This is a genomic window from Variovorax sp. AC194 (assembly GCF_979257995.1).
In genome coordinates this window covers 3,021,787-3,035,841 of sequence record NZ_OZ409823.1, presented here as the reverse complement: position 1 = coordinate 3,035,841, position 14,055 = coordinate 3,021,787, and the positions used below count along the sequence as shown (strand labels likewise).

13 protein-coding genes are annotated in these 14,055 nt (G+C 67.9%); 2 read left to right on the top strand and 11 right to left on the bottom strand.

The genetic code is table 11. The annotated features are described in order from the left end of the window. The 9 genes from hisS to ACZYRS_RS14530 all read right to left on the bottom strand — a co-directional run bounded on the left by hisS (position 1) and on the right by ACZYRS_RS14530 (position 9,992). On the bottom strand, positions 1-1,311 hold the full coding sequence (gene hisS, locus ACZYRS_RS14570) for a histidine--tRNA ligase (protein ID WP_463419833.1): 1,311 nt from the start codon (positions 1,309-1,311) through the stop codon (positions 1-3). Positions 1,312-1,327: 16 nt separating this feature from the next. Then, entirely contained in the window at positions 1,328-2,629 is a 1,302-nt protein-coding gene (gene ispG / locus ACZYRS_RS14565) for a flavodoxin-dependent (E)-4-hydroxy-3-methylbut-2-enyl-diphosphate synthase (RefSeq protein WP_198788658.1), read from the bottom strand. 5 nt (positions 2,630-2,634) lie between these two features. Continuing rightward, positions 2,635-3,600 carry a helix-turn-helix domain-containing protein gene (locus ACZYRS_RS14560; protein WP_463419832.1) on the bottom strand — a complete coding sequence of 322 codons (966 nt, stop codon included), beginning with the start codon at positions 3,598-3,600 and terminating at the stop codon, positions 2,635-2,637. Further along, a complete protein-coding gene (pilW, locus tag ACZYRS_RS14555) occupies positions 3,593-4,447 on the bottom strand; it encodes a type IV pilus biogenesis/stability protein PilW (protein ID WP_198788577.1) in 855 nt (284 codons plus the stop codon). Before pilW ends, ACZYRS_RS14560 begins: the two co-directional genes overlap by 8 nt. A gap of 4 nt (positions 4,448-4,451) precedes the next feature. Continuing rightward, positions 4,452-5,606, bottom strand: coding sequence for a dual-specificity RNA methyltransferase RlmN (gene rlmN / locus ACZYRS_RS14550; protein WP_463419831.1), 1,155 nt, complete (start codon positions 5,604-5,606; stop codon positions 4,452-4,454). Between the two features lie 21 nt (positions 5,607-5,627). After that, positions 5,628-6,053 carry a nucleoside-diphosphate kinase gene (ndk, locus tag ACZYRS_RS14545; RefSeq protein ID WP_013542117.1) on the bottom strand — a complete coding sequence of 142 codons (426 nt, stop codon included), beginning with the start codon at positions 6,051-6,053 and terminating at the stop codon, positions 5,628-5,630. Between the two features lie 152 nt (positions 6,054-6,205). Further along, on the bottom strand, positions 6,206-8,008 hold the full coding sequence (locus ACZYRS_RS14540) for a pseudouridine synthase (protein ID WP_463419830.1): 1,803 nt from the start codon (positions 8,006-8,008) through the stop codon (positions 6,206-6,208). Beyond that, complete coding sequence (gene scpB / locus ACZYRS_RS14535; protein ID WP_463419829.1) at positions 7,995-8,894, bottom strand: SMC-Scp complex subunit ScpB; 900 nt, start codon at positions 8,892-8,894, stop codon at positions 7,995-7,997. Before scpB ends, ACZYRS_RS14540 begins: the two co-directional genes overlap by 14 nt. Positions 8,895-9,023: 129 nt before the next feature. Beyond that, the gene (locus ACZYRS_RS14530) at positions 9,024-9,992 is read right to left on the bottom strand and encodes an RluA family pseudouridine synthase (RefSeq protein ID WP_463419828.1); all 969 of its coding nucleotides are present in this window, start codon (positions 9,990-9,992) and stop codon (positions 9,024-9,026) included. A gap of 71 nt (positions 9,993-10,063) precedes the next feature. On the opposite strand from ACZYRS_RS14530, the gene ACZYRS_RS14525 reads away from it, so the two are divergent. Then, a complete protein-coding gene (locus ACZYRS_RS14525) occupies positions 10,064-10,870 on the top strand; it encodes an outer membrane protein assembly factor BamD (RefSeq protein WP_198788572.1) in 807 nt (268 codons plus the stop codon). Positions 10,871-10,884: 14 nt separating this feature from the next. Here ACZYRS_RS14525 and ACZYRS_RS14520 read toward each other — a convergent pair whose 3' ends face one another. Together ACZYRS_RS14520 and ACZYRS_RS14515 are read right to left on the bottom strand one after the other, a co-directional pair. Continuing rightward, positions 10,885-12,951: an ATP-dependent DNA helicase gene (locus ACZYRS_RS14520; protein ID WP_463419827.1), complete on the bottom strand. Its 2,067-nt coding sequence runs from the start codon at positions 12,949-12,951 to the stop codon at positions 10,885-10,887. Beyond that, on the bottom strand, positions 12,948-13,151 hold the full coding sequence (locus ACZYRS_RS14515; protein WP_041943815.1) for a YdcH family protein: 204 nt from the start codon (positions 13,149-13,151) through the stop codon (positions 12,948-12,950). The genes ACZYRS_RS14520 and ACZYRS_RS14515 overlap by 4 nt, the downstream gene beginning before the upstream one ends. A gap of 108 nt (positions 13,152-13,259) precedes the next feature. Here ACZYRS_RS14515 and ACZYRS_RS14510 point away from each other — a divergent pair, with 108 nt between their 5' ends. Next, positions 13,260-14,048 (top strand): PP2C family protein-serine/threonine phosphatase, encoded by a 789-nt coding sequence (locus ACZYRS_RS14510; protein WP_198788570.1) that lies wholly within the window; start codon positions 13,260-13,262, stop codon positions 14,046-14,048. Positions 14,049-14,055: the final 7 nt, after the last annotated feature.

Here is a 14,055-nt window from a genome sequence, read left to right as displayed (position 1 = left end):
TCAGGTGTTGGGAGCCGGGGATTGTAGGGTGGTGGCCCAGGTGGCCACTTCGGCGAGCGGCCGCGAGGTTTGCGCACCGACGCCGTCGCGCAGGGCCTTGAGAGTCACTTCGCCGCGCGCAAGTTCATCGGCGCCGAAGATCAGGGCGTAGGTGGCGCCGCTGTTGTCGGCTTTCTTCATCTGCGACTTGAAGCTCGCCAGGCCCTCGGCCGTCGCACCGTGCATCTGCACGCGCACGCCAGCTTCGCGCAGTTGCTGCAGCGTGCGCAGCACCAGCGGCATGGAGGACGCGTCGGGCACGATGGCGTAGGCATCGGGCAGCGGTGCGGGCATGTCCACGCCCTGCTCTTTCAGCAGGTCGAGGATGCGCTCCACGCCCATGGCCCATCCCACGGCCGGCGCGGGCTTGCCGCCGATCTGCTCGATCAGGCCGTCGTAGCGCCCGCCGCCGCAGACGGTGCCTTGCGCGCCAAGGCGGTCGGTGACGAACTCGAACACCGTGAGGTTGTAATAGTCGAGCCCGCGCACGAGACGCGGGTTGATCGTGTAGGCGATGTCGTTGGCACGGAGAATGGCCTGCAGCCCCTCGAAGTGCGCGAGCGATTCGGCACCGAGGAACTCGCTCAGCTTGGGCGCCGACTCGACCACGTCCTTCATGGCCGGATTCTTGGTATCGAGGATGCGCAGCGGATTGCTGTGCAAGCGGCGCTTGCCGTCTTCGTCGAGCTTGTCGGCATGCTGCTCGAAGTGGGCGATGAGCTGGGCGCGGTGCAGCGCACGCTCTGCGGGCTGGCCCAGGCTGTTGAGTTCGAGTCGCACGTCGGTCAGGCCGATGGCCTTCCACAGCGCGCTGGCCAGCAGGATCAACTCCGCATCGACATCGGGCCCGGCAAAACCCAGTGCCTCGGCACCGATCTGGTGGAACTGGCGATAGCGCCCGCGCTGCGGCTTCTCGCGGCGGAACATCGGGCCCGTGTACCAGAGGCGCCGGGGGCCGTCGTAGAGCATGTTGTGCTCGATCACGGCACGCACGAGACCGGCGGTGTTCTCGGGACGCATCGCGAGGTGCTCGGCCTGGCCGTGCTTGTCGGAACGGTCCTCGAAGGCATACATCTCTTTTTCGACGATGTCCGTGACCTCGCCGATGCCGCGCACGAAGAGCGCGGTGTGCTCCAGGATCGGCGTGCGCACATTGCGGTACGCATAGCGCCCCATCAGGTCGCGCACGGTGGCCTCGAGCCACTCCCAGCGCGCCGATTCGGGCGGCAATATGTCGTTCATGCCTTTGACGGCATTCAATTTTTCAGCCATGAGTCTCGCGGAGGTGTCAGGCAGCGACGGCGTGCTCGCCGCCGAAGCGCTTTTCGATGTAGGTTTCGACGAGCTGGTGGAACTCGTTGGCGATATTGTCGCCGCGCAGCGTGAGGGCCTTTTCGCCGTCGATGAAGACCGGCGCGGCGGGCGCCTCGCCGGTGCCAGGGAGGCTGATGCCGATGTCGGCGTGCTTGCTCTCGCCGGGGCCGTTGACGATGCAGCCCATGACCGCCACCTTCAGCGTCTCCACGCCCGGGTATTTCTTGCGCCAGACCGGCATCTGCAGGCGCAGGTAGTCGTCGATCTGCTTGGCCAGTTCCTGGAAGGTGGTGCTCGTGGTGCGCCCGCAGCCCGGGCAGGCCGTGACGCTCGGCACGAACACGCGCAGGCCCAGGGCCTGGAGAATTTCGTTGGCGATCAGCACTTCCTGCGTGCGCGACTCGCCCGGCTGCGGCGTGAGCGACACGCGAATCGTGTCGCCGATGCCCTCTTGCAGAAGAATCGACAGCGCCGTGGCCGACGCCACCGTGCCCTTGGTGCCCATGCCGGCTTCGGTGAGGCCCAGGTGCAGCGGATAGTCGCAGCGCCTGGCGAGCTCGCGGTACACCGAGATCAGGTCCTGCACGCCGCTCACCTTGCACGACAGGATGACCTGGTTGCCGGCCATGCCCATCGATTCGGCGAGCTTTGCCGATTCGATGGCCGAGGTGATCAGCGCCTCGTACATCACCTGCTTGGCGTCCCAGGGCTGGGCGCGCTGGCTGTTGGTGTCCATCAGGCTGGCGAGCAGTTCCTGGTCGAGGCTGCCCCAGTTCACGCCGATGCGCACCGGCTTGTTCCAGCGCATGGCGGCGTCGATCATCTGGCCGAACTGCTTGTCCTTCTTGTCGCCCTTGCCCACGTTGCCGGGGTTGATGCGGTACTTGCTCAGCGCCTCGGCGCAGGCCGGATAGTCGGTGAGCAGGCGGTGGCCGTTGTAGTGGAAGTCGCCGATCAGCGGCACGTCGATGCCCATGCGGTCGAGCTGCTCGCGGATGTAGGGCACCTGGGCTGCCGCCTCGGGCGTGTTGACCGTGATGCGGACCATCTCGGAGCCCGCGATGGCCAGTTCCTTGACCTGGATCGCGGTGCCGATGGCATCGACCGTGTCGGTGTTGGTCATCGACTGCACACGCACCGGCGCATCGCCGCCCACCGTGACGATGCGCGGGCCCCAGGCCACGCTCGCCTGGCGCGAGCGGCGCGCCTTGGGCGCCGCCGATTCGATGGCCGATTCGACGGCCGATCCGATGGGTTGGGGAGTGCAGTCAGTCAAGTCGGTCACGATGTCACCTCGAAACGCGCCACGCCGCCGCCGCGCGTGACAGGCTTCAGATCGTAGGCTTTTCCGCGCACCTGCACGTCCACGGCCGAAGCGCGCCCCACCACCACCGAGAGCGGCAGCGTGCCCGACAGCCCGACGGTTTCGCCGGCCTGCAGGCTGCGGCGCAGCAACTGCTTGCCGCCGGCTTCGGTCACGGTGATCCAGCACTCTTCGCGTGCCACGAAAACCAGTTGCTGGCTGCTGTTGGCGGCGGCAACGGGAGACGCCGCGCCAGGCGCGACGGTTGCAGGGCCAGCCGCGTTTGCCGGATTTGCAGTGGCGGCCGTGGCGGATGCATCGCCCGCAGGGCCCGTCGGCGCGACGGCCTGCACGGGAACGCTCTCGGCAACAACGCCCGGCGTGCCCGAAGCCGAGCCGGGCGCATCGCCCGCCGCACCCGCCCCCGCATCGGTTTCGCTGCGCGCCGTGAGGCGCGACACCGAGGCGCCGATCTGGTCGAAGACCGACTGCGGCAGCCAGAAGAGCGCGCCCGCGCCGATCAACAGCAGCACGACCACCGTCAACAGCGCCCGCGATGGCAGCACGCTGGCGCGGCCGCCGTTCCAGCGCGGTGTGCCGGAGACGATGTTGGTCTTGAGGGTGCGGTCGGCCACGGCCAGCGCCGTGTGCGTGGTGTTCGGCAACTTGGCGAGCACGGGCGCCGGATCGATGCGCAAGGCGCGGCAGACGCTGCTGGCCAGCGCGCGCGCAAAGACCGGGTCGGGCAGCGAAGCGATGTCGTCCGCCTCCAGCGCCATGAGTTTTTGCGGTGGCACCTTGAGGGCCGCGGCAACCATATCGATGTGCAGTCCGTGCGCCTCGCGCGCCTCGCGCAACAGGTCGCCGGCCGTCTTGTGCGTGATGTCGCCTTCCTCGAGCGGCAGCGCCGCGGAAGTGCCGAACTCCGAAACCCGTTCAGTCATTGAAATTCCCGCGCTCGTACGCTGATGCCTCCCGCGATTGGGGGAAGCGGCGTTGCAGTTGGCCTCCCAACTGCGCGATGGCTTCGCGGTTGTTGAGCTTGCGTTCGATCTTGATGCCCAGCCAGAGCGTCTCGGCGCTGGCCGAGGGGCTGTTGTTGACGCGGCGGATGTAGAACTGCGCGCGCTGCCACTCTTCGCGCTGCGCCAGCACCGACGCCAGGTTGAAGCCGACCACCGGATTGCCGGCGTCGATTTCATAGGCCTGCAAGAGGCTGCGCTCGGCCTGCGGGCGCAGTCCGGCCTTGAGCTCGCAGACGCCCTGCGTCATGAGGGTCTTGGCGCGGTCGTTGTAGCTGGGCACGGCGAGCGCTTCGGTGAACTGCTGCGCCGCGTCGCCGAAACGGTTTTGCTGGCACAGCAGCCAGCCGTAGTTGTGGCGAATGTTGGGGTCGCGCGGCGCGATCGCGATCGCACGGCGGAAGCTGTCCTCGGCCAGGCCCGCATCCTCCAGGCGCATGTAGACGAGGCCGCGCAGGTTGTAGGCGTCCGCGTAGTTGGGGTCGGCCACCAGCGCCTGCTTGATCTCGTCGAGCGCAACGGTGGTCTGGCCGTGTTCGAAATAGCCCGAGGCCAGCTCCATGCGCAGGCGAGCGCGGCGCTGCCGGCTGGTCTCGTCGGACTCGGTGACGATCTCGTTGCCCTTGCCCGAGCTGGTGTCGGCCAGGCTGGTGGTGGTGGTCCGCGTGTTGACGCAGCCGGCGAGCAGAAACGCCACGGCGACACCGGCAAGGCTGGCAGCCAGCAGGCGCTGCGTGCTCGCGGTGGTCATCGGAAAGGCCATGCTCATCGTTTCAATGCTCCTGGGGGACGGTGGGGGTCTTGCGCATCGGATGCAAGACGACGGGGCGTTCGGTCGCACGGCGCTGGGCCATGCGTTCGGCGGCGCGGGTGCGGTCCTTGACGTCGCCGGCGAGCTGCCCGCAGGCGGCATCGATGTCGTCGCCGCGCGTCTTGCGCACGGTAGTCACGAGGCCCGCCTCGCTCAGCGTCCGGGCGAACGCCAGCACGCGCGGCTGCGGCGAGCGCAGGAGGCCCGAGGCCGGAAACGGGTTGAACGGAATCAGGTTGAACTTGCACGAGACATCGTGCTTGCGCACGAGCTCGATCAGCTGGCGCGCATGCTCGGGCTGGTCGTTCACGCCGTCGAGCATGCAGTACTCGAAGGTGATGAAGTCGCGCGGCGCGTGCACGAGATAGCGCTTGCAGGCCTCGAGCAGTTCGGCGATCGGGTACTTGCGATTGAGCGGCACGAGGTCGTCGCGCAGCGCATCGTTGGGCGCGTGCAGCGACACGGCCATGGCCACGGCGCAGTCGGTGCCCAGGCGGTCGATCATCGGCACGACGCCGGACGTCGACACGGTGACACGGCGGCGCGAGAGGCCGTAGGCGTTGTCGTCGAGCATGGTGCGCAGCGCGGGCACCAGCGCGGTGTAGTTCTGCAGCGGCTCGCCCATGCCCATCATCACCACGTTGGAGATGACACGTTCGGTGCGCTTCAAGTGCTTGCGCAGGAAGTGTTCGGCAAACCAGAGCTGGGCGACGATTTCGCCCGTGCTCAGGTTGCGGCTGAAGCCCTGATGCCCGGTCGAGCAAAAGCGGCAACCGACCGCACAGCCGGCCTGGGACGACACGCACAGCGTGCCGCGGTCGTCCTCGGGAATGAATACGGCTTCGACGGCATTGCCGTCGCCGACGTCGAACAGCCACTTGATCGTGCCGTCCTTGGATTCGTGCTGCGTGAGGACCGGCAAGGCCTCCACGCGCGCGGTGGTCGCGAGTTTCTCGCGCAGCGACTTGGCCAGATCGGTCATCTGGGTGAAGTCGCTGGCGCCACGCTGGTGGATCCAGCGGAACAGCTGCGTGGCGCGGAAACGCTTCTCGCCGAGTTTTTCGCAGAACGCAGCCAAACCCTCGAGATCGAAGTCGAGCAGGTTGGCCGTGGTCATGGAATCAGTCGGCAGACAGCTTCAGCGTGCGTAGACGTTGAGGCCGGCGAAGAAGAACGAGACTTCGTTCGCTGCGGTTTCAGGAGCGTCCGAACCGTGCACGGCGTTGGCGTCGATGCTGTCGGCGAAGTCGGCGCGGATGGTGCCGGCGGCTGCCTTCTTGGGGTCGGTGGCGCCCATCAGGTCACGGTTCTTGGCGATGGCGTTCTCGCCTTCGAGCACTTGCACGAACACGGGGCCCGAGATCATGAACTCGACCAGGTCCTTGAAGAAGGGGCGCTCCTTGTGGACCGAGTAGAACTGTTCGGCTTCGTTGCGCGACAGATGCACCAGCTTGGCAGCGACGATCTTGAGGCCGGCAGCTTCGAAGCGGGAGACGATCTTGCCGATGACGTTCTTGGCAACGGCGTCGGGCTTGATGATGGAGAGAGTACGTTCGATAGCCATTGAAATGCTTCCTGCAGCTTTGATTTTGAAGTGTTTTGTCACAACTGCAACGAATTTGTTTCGTCACGAGTCGACAAAGCCTCTGATTTTAACCGGCGCGGCCCCTGGGGTTGGTGAAAACCCCGCGCAAGCCGCGCCGTGACGGCTGGCTTTCAGCGTCCGCGGCGGCGCGAGCCGGCCGGGCCGCCGTAACCGCCGCCGCCCGGAGCGCCACCGCCGCCGCTGCGGCGCCCCCCCGGTCCTCCGCGCTGCTCCTTGCGCTGGCGCGAGAAGCTGTCCGCGCCGATGTAGCCCAGCGAGGTCTTCATCGGGTCGGGCTGATTGGCACCGCTCGGCTGGCGATCGTCGCCCTGCTGGCGATTGCCTCCACCGCCCTGCCCCTGCCGGTTGCCGCCGCCGGCATTGCCGCGGCGCTGCTGCGGCGGGCCGCCGTTGCCACCACCACCGCCGCCGCGGTTGGCACGGCCACCGCGATCGCCGCGCGGCGCACGGCCGTCGCCCAGCGGATTCGGAATGGGCGCCTCGCGCCCGTCATCGCGCATTTCGCGCGGTTGCTGTCCTTGTCCCTGACCCTGGCCACCGCCGTTGCGGTTGCCGCGGCGCTTCTTGTTGCGCCCGTTGCGGCCACCGCCCTCGGGGCCGCCGGGGCCACGTTGCTGGGGCGCCGCGGGGCGCGCGGCCGCACCGCCGGAGGCCTGGAACAGCGCGCGGATGTCGCGCTCGTCCAGCTCCATCCAGGCACCGCGCTTCAGGCCGCGCGGCAGCACCATCGCGCCATAGCGGATGCGGATCAGCCGGCTGACCGCATGGCCCACCGACTCGAACAGCCGGCGCACTTCGCGGTTGCGGCCTTCGGAAATGGTCACGCGGTACCAGCAATTGGAGCCCTCGCCGCCGCCCTCTTCGATGGTGCCGAACTGCGCCATGCCGTCTTCCAGGCGCACGCCGTCGAGCAGCTTCTGCTTCTCTTCGCTGCTGAGCGCACCCAGCACGCGCACCGCGTACTCGCGCTCCAGGCCGAAGCGCGGGTGCATCAGTTGATTGGCCAGGTCGCCGGAGCTGCTGAACAGCAACAGGCCTTCGGTGTTCAGGTCGAGGCGGCCGACCGATTGCCACTTGCCCTGCTGCAGGCGCGGGAGCTTGCGAAACACCGTGGGCCGGTTCTGCGGATCGTCATGCGTGACCACTTCGCCCACGGGCTTGTGGTACGCGATCACGCGCGGCGGCGGTGGCGCGATGCGGTAGCGGATCGGCTTGCCGTTGATCTTGACCTGGTCGCCGTACTGGATGCGCTGGCCGATGTGGGCAGGCTCGTTGTTGACGGAAATGCGGCCCTGCAGGATCAGCGACTCCATCTCGAGCCGCGAACCCAGGCCCGCTTGCGCCAGCACCTTGTGCAGCTTGGGCGAATCGGCTTCGGGCAGCAGCACGCGCTTGAGCGGCGGCACCTCGGGGCTTTCCTCGTCGGCGTCGAACTGGCCCGAGATGACGTCCGCGAAGCGGATCGGCTCTGGCGGCGGTGCATTGCGCTGCTCGCGCTCGGCGGCACGGCGGGCGCGGTCGAGGTCGTCTTCTTCCTCGTCGGGCTCTTCGTCTTCGTCCTCGTCGTCACCCTGATCGTTCTGGTCACCGCGGGGAGCTTCCTCTGCGGGGCGCTCCTGGCGAGCGGCTTCGACCGGTTGGACTTCTTCGGATGCACTTGCGACAACCGGCGCCTGGAGCACGGGCTCTACGGGCTCGGCCTGCTCGGCCACGGGCGATGCCTCGGCCTCATCGGCAGCCACCTCGATCACCTTCTTCTTGCGCGGGCGCCGCTTCTTGGGAGCCTCGCCATCGGCAGGCGCTGCGGAATCGATGCCCGCATCCGCAGCCTGCTCGGTCGCTGGCGCCTCCTTTTTCTCGGATTCAGGCGCGACCGGCGGAATTCCTGCGTCGTCGGTGTCAGATGGGCTCATGGGGTTTTTCCGGAGGAACTGCGTGGGGGTCGGCCTCGTCCTGGGACGCGGCATCGGGGTCGGAATCGGTAACGGAGGTGGGCTCGGCTTCGGCGGGAGACCCGGCCTCGTCGGCTGCGGGAAGCGGGGCTTCATCCGCTTCGGCCGCTGCGGCGTCTTCGGCCACCTGCGCGGCTGCAGCTTCCACCACTTCGGGGGCGGCTTCGATCGTGCCGTCGGCTGTCAAGGGAGCTTCTTGCGTCGCTTCGCCCGGCATCACGTCCGCGTCGCCATCGGCGGACGCGTCGGCATCGGACTCGGCCACCGCATCCATCGGCAGGCCCGGCTGGTTGCCGGAGGCCTGCTCGAGCGCGTCGACCAGCGCGGCCTGCTGCGCGGGGGTTTCGATCAGCGGCAGCTGGTCCAGCGAAGCGAGACCGAGGTCGTCGAGGAACTGGCGCGTGGTCGCGTACAGCGCGGGCCGGCCGACGGTTTCGCGGTGGCCGATCACCTCGACCCAGCCGCGGTCCTCCAGTTGCTTCAAGATCAGCGAGTTGATCGTGACGCCGCGGATGTCTTCCATGTCGCCGCGCGTGGCCGGCTGACGGTAGGCAATGATGGCCAGCGTTTCGAGCGCGGCGCGCGTGTATCGCGGCGGCTTCTCGGGATGCAGGCGATCGAGGTGGTCGCGCATTTCGGGCCGGCTCTGGAAGCGCCAGCCGCTGCCGACGCTCACCAGCTCCAGGCCGCGTTGCGCCCAGTCTTCCTGCAGTTCAAGCAACAGCACCTTGATGGTGTCCACACCCAGTTCGTCGTCGAACAGCACGCGCAGATCGCGCACCGGCAACGGCTGGCTCGAACAGATCAAGGCGGTTTCGAGAATGCGCTTGGCATCCGCCGTATTCATGGTTCGCGTTATCCGGGAAAAGGCGCCTCGGGGGCGCTTGTTCAGAAGGATGAAAGAAGGAGGCGTTGCCGGCACGCGGCGAGTGCAACGCAGGGCCGGCATCGGGGGGCCGGCGCGGCCCTCGGGCCGTCAGGCGCGATTGTAGTCCAGCCCCCAGGACTGCAAAGCCTGAACGAGGTCCGGCGGCGGCGGCGAGCGGAACTCCAGCGCCGCTTGCGTGACGGGGTGCACGAACGCGAGCCGGAACGCATGAAGCCCCTGGCGCGTCAGGCCGACGGCCGGGGCACCGCCGTACAGCGCGTCGCCCACCAGCGGATGGCCGATCGACGCCATGTGCACGCGAATCTGGTGGGTGCGGCCGGTTTCGAGCGTGCAGCGCACCACGCAGCCTTCGGAGTGGCTGTCGAGCCGCTCGATCAGGGTGCGGGCCGTCTTGCCCGACTGGCGCTCCAGGTCGACCACGGCCATCCGCAGCCGGTTGCGCGGATCGCGCCCGATCGGAGCATCGACCTGACGCGCCGCGGCGCCGGCCCACGGCTTGTGCCCGATCGCCAGGTACTGCCGCTTGACTTCGCGCGCGGCGATCAGCGCCACCATCGCGTCCATCGCGGCGCGGGTGCGCGCGACCACCATCAGCCCGCTGGTGTCGCGGTCGAGCCGGTGCACGATGCCCGCGCGCGGCAGCAGCACGGCCTTGGCATCGAGCGCCAGCAGCCCGTTCAGGAGCGTGCCGCTCCAATGGCCCGGGGCCGGATGCACGACCAGCCCGGCCGGCTTGTCGACGATGCGCAGGTGCTCGTCCTCGAATACGGTGACGAGGTCCATCGGCTCGGGCCGGAAGGCCTGGCTCTGGGGCGTGGGCCGCAGTTCGATGTGGCCCGCCTGTCCCGCGCGCACGGTGGCCGAGGCCTTGGTGAGCGCGCGGCCCTGAAGCTCGACAGCGCCGGCTTCGATCAGTTGCTGCAGGTAACTCCTGGAAAATTCGGGCACCAGGACGGCCAGCGCCCGGTCGAGCCGCTGGCCATGCTGGGCCTGGCTGATGGCAAAGGGGCGCAGTTCGCTCGGCTCGACCGGATCGGCGCCCTCTTCGAGCTCCATGGTTTCCGGGGGATCGGCTGAAGGGTCGGTCGATATAATTGAAGGCAACTGTTTCACGAAAGCCGTATGTGATGTTTCGCGCCAAATTATCGGTCCCCGCCTGGATCGCGCTCAGCGCGGCGGCTCTGCTCGCTACCGGCTGCTCTTCCACCAAGGAAGACAAGACCGCCGGCTGGAGCCCCAACCGCATTTACTCGGAAGCCAAGGAAGAATCCAGCTCGGGCGCCTACGACAAGGCCGTGCCCCTGTACGAGAAGCTCGAAGGCCGCGCCGCCGGCACCCCGCTCGCGCAGCAGGCCCAGCTCGAAAAGGCCTACGCCCAGTACAAGGGCGGCGAAAAGGCCAATGCCATCGCCACCATCGACCGCTTCATGAAGCTGCATCCGGCCAGCCCGGCTCTCGATTACGCGCTGTACCTGAAGGGCGTGATCAACTTCAATGACGACCTGGGCATGTTCGCGTTCCTCACGCGCCAGGACCTGTCCGAGCGCGACCAGAAGGCCGCCAAGGAATCGTTCGAATCGTTCCGTGACCTCGTCACGCGCTTTCCCGATTCGCGCTACGCCCCCGACGCGCGCCAGCGCATGAACTACATCGTGAACTCGCTCGCGCAGTACGAAGTTCACGTGGCGCGCTACTACTACTCGCGTGGCGCCTACCTGGCGGCCATCAATCGGGCGCAAATCGCGCTGTCCGACTACCGCGAAGTGCCGGCGCTCGAAGAAGCCCTGTACATCATGGTGAAGTCGTACGACGCCCTCGGCATGAACGACCTGCGCGACGACGCCCAGCGCGTGCTGACCACCAACTATCCGCAGAGCACCTACCTGGCCAACGGCTTCAAGGGCAACAACGACCCCTGGTGGAAGCTCTGGTAAGGCGCTTCTAACGCCTAGTAAGGATTCTTGAGGGCGCCGATGGCGCTCTCGAAATCCGCTTCGGTTTCCAGCCGCCGCATCGGCGGCAGCGCCGCCAGCAGGCGGCGGCCATAGCCCATCGCCACCAGCCGCGTGTCGCAGATCGCGAGCACGCCGCTGTCGGTCTCGCGGCGAATCAAACGCCCCGCCCCCTGCTTGAGCGCCACGGCCGCCTCTGGCAACGAATAGTCGCTGAACGAGCTGCGCCCTTGCGCTTCCAGGCGCTGCGAGCGTGCTTCGACCAGGGGATCGTTGGGCGGCGGGAACGGCAGCTTGTCGATGACCACCAGTTGCAGCGCATCGCCGGGCGCATCGAAGCCTTCCCAGAACGACGCCGACGCCACCAGCACGCAGCCGGCACGCCCCTCGTTTGCGCCTTCGCGGAATCGCTCCATCAGCACGCGCTTGGGCAGCTCGCCTTGCACCAGCACCTCGGGCCGCACCGCCGCATCGAGCAGTTCGAAGTGCTGCTTCATCGCGTCGCCGATGGTGCGCAACGCGCGCAGCGTGGTCGTCAGCACCAGCGTGCGGCCGCCGAGTTCGGCGGCGCCGCGTGCAGCAAGTTGCGCGACCTTCGCGCTGTGCGAAGCGTCGTTGGGTTTCGGAAAAACGCGCGGCACGTAGAGCGCCGCTTGCGATGCGTAGTCGAACGGGCTCTGCACGCGCAGCACCTCGGCATCGCCCAGTCCGCAGGGCTCGGTGAACCAGCGCAACGTGGGCTCGTCGCCCAGCGTGGCGGAGGTGAAGACCCAGGCGCGGCGGTCGGGCTCCCGCTCCTGCGCGGCGGGGCGCTCGCCGTAGGCGTCGGTGTCGCTGTCGTCTTCGTCGCCCGGCTCGCTGATCTTGAGCACGCGCTTGCGCATCGCCTCGGCGATGTCGAGCGGCGATTCGATCAGCCGCAGCTGCGAGCCCACGTCCACCCAGCGCACCGAATCGACCGCGCATGGCAGCGCGAAACGCGCCGCGCGCTTGGCGAGCTGCTGCGCTCGCTCGTGCAGGCGCACGAAGTCGGGAGAAATTTCGCTGACGGTATCGAGCCCCTCGGCGGCGGCCTCGAACGAATGCTGCAGGTCTTCGAGCGCCCCCTGCCAGGCCCCCGGATCGACGCCCTCCGGCGACTGCCCCAGCCAGCGCAGCTTGGCGCCGGGCCATTGCTTGCCGACCACGAGCCGAAGCTCGCGTGCGGCACGCTCGACCGCCGCCACCAGCTGCTGCCAATCGACCAGCCCGCGCGCATGCTGCAGGCCGGCGCCCAACATGTCGCGCGCGAAGTCGAGCGCCTGGCCGCTACCCAGTTGCGCGCCGAGAAACTGCACGCCGGTTTCGTTGAGTTGATGTGCCTCGTCGAACACCACCACGCTCACGGTCGGCAGCAGTTCGGCCATGCCGGTCTCGCGCACCGCGAGATCGGCGAAGAACAGGTGATGGTTGATGACCACGATGTCCGCCGCCAGCGCCTCGCGCCGCGCCAGGTTGACGTGGCAGGGCTTGAACTGCGGGCACTGCGCGCCCAGGCAGTTCTCGCGCGTGGACGTGATCAGCGGAATGAGCGGCGAGCGCTCGTCCAGCCCCGGCAGCTCGGCCAGGTCGCCGGTGCGCGTGGCCTTGGACCATTGCTCGATCTTGGCGAGCGTGCGCAGGCTCCCGCGTTCGGGCAGCGAGGCGTCGTGGCGCGCCGTGTCGAGCCGGTGCAGGCACAAGTAGCTGCCGCGCCCCTTCAGGAGCGCTGTGCGCACCGGCAGCCCGAAAGCCTCGACCAAGCGTGGCAGATCGCGGCCAAACAATTGATCCTGGAGGGTCTTGGTGGCCGTCGACAGCAGCACGCGCTCGCCGCTCAGCAGGGCCGGCACGAGGTACGAAAAAGTCTTGCCGACACCGGTGCCGGCCTCGACCACGAGCACGCCGCCCTGGTCGATGGTGCGTGCCACCGCCATCGCCATGTCGGTCTGGCCCGAGCGTTCGCGGAACTGTTCGGCCGCATGCGAAAGCACCCCGCCCTGCGCGAACGCATCGCGCACCTTGTCCTCGAGCGTATCGGTCACGCGGGCTCTCTCGGGTCGAGCATGTTCTCCACGCGCGTGATCTGGTCGCGCAGCGCGAGACGGCGCTTCTTCAGGCGCCGCAGCAGGAGCTCGTCTTGCGGCGAGGCTTCGGCGAGGCGGTCGATGGTGGCGTCGAGATCGGCGTGCTCGATGCGCAGTTCGATCAGCTGGCGGGAAAGGGAGTGGAGATTGGAGTCCAACGGTGGGTGTGCGAACGCAGGGTTTGCGCGGCGCATGTTCATTCGATAATACGTCCTGATACGAATTTACGAGAAGACAGGAAGCGCGCCTTTGGCGCACATGTGCTCATGACCCAAGGCTTTCGACTTGCCGCCGCCACCGGCCTCCACAAGGGAGACCGCCCCTATCAACAGGACCAGGTGTTGATGATGAGCCATCCGCGCACGCCCGGCTGTGTCCTGGGCGTCATCGCCGATGGCATGGGCGGCCGCAGCGGTGGCCGCAAGGCCTCCGACCAGGTGCTGATGACCGCGCGCCAGCTCTTCACGCGCTACCACCCCGACCGCGACGACCCCGAGGCCGTGCTGCGCCAACTGCTCGACGACGCGCACACGGTCATCAAGCTCACCGCGATCTCCAGCGAGCAGGAGCCGCACAGCACGCTGGCCGCATTTCTCATGAACCCCAAGGGCGACTGCGCGTGGATCCATGCGGGCGACTCGCGCATCTATCACTTTCACGACGGGCAGCTCATCAAGCGCACGCGCGACCATTCGTACGTGCAGGCGCTGGTCGACCGCGGCCAGATCAGCGAGGCTGAGGCCAACGTGCATCCGCAAGGCAACATCCTGCTCGGGTGCCTGGGCATGGCCACGACGCCGCCGCCCATCGACCCGCACTACATCCCGAAGATGCAGCCGGGCGACCTGCTGATGGCCTGCAGCGACGGCCTTTGGCACTACTTCAGCCCCGCGGAGCTGGCGAGCGTGCTGTATGCGCAGCCGCCGCGCGATGCGGTCGAAATCCTGGTGGGAGAAGCGCGTCGCCGGGCTCGCGGCACGGGCGACAACATCTCGATCGCCGTGCTGAAGTTCGACTCGCTGCCGGAGACGGCGGCCGCTGCGGCCACCGCCTGATCGCATC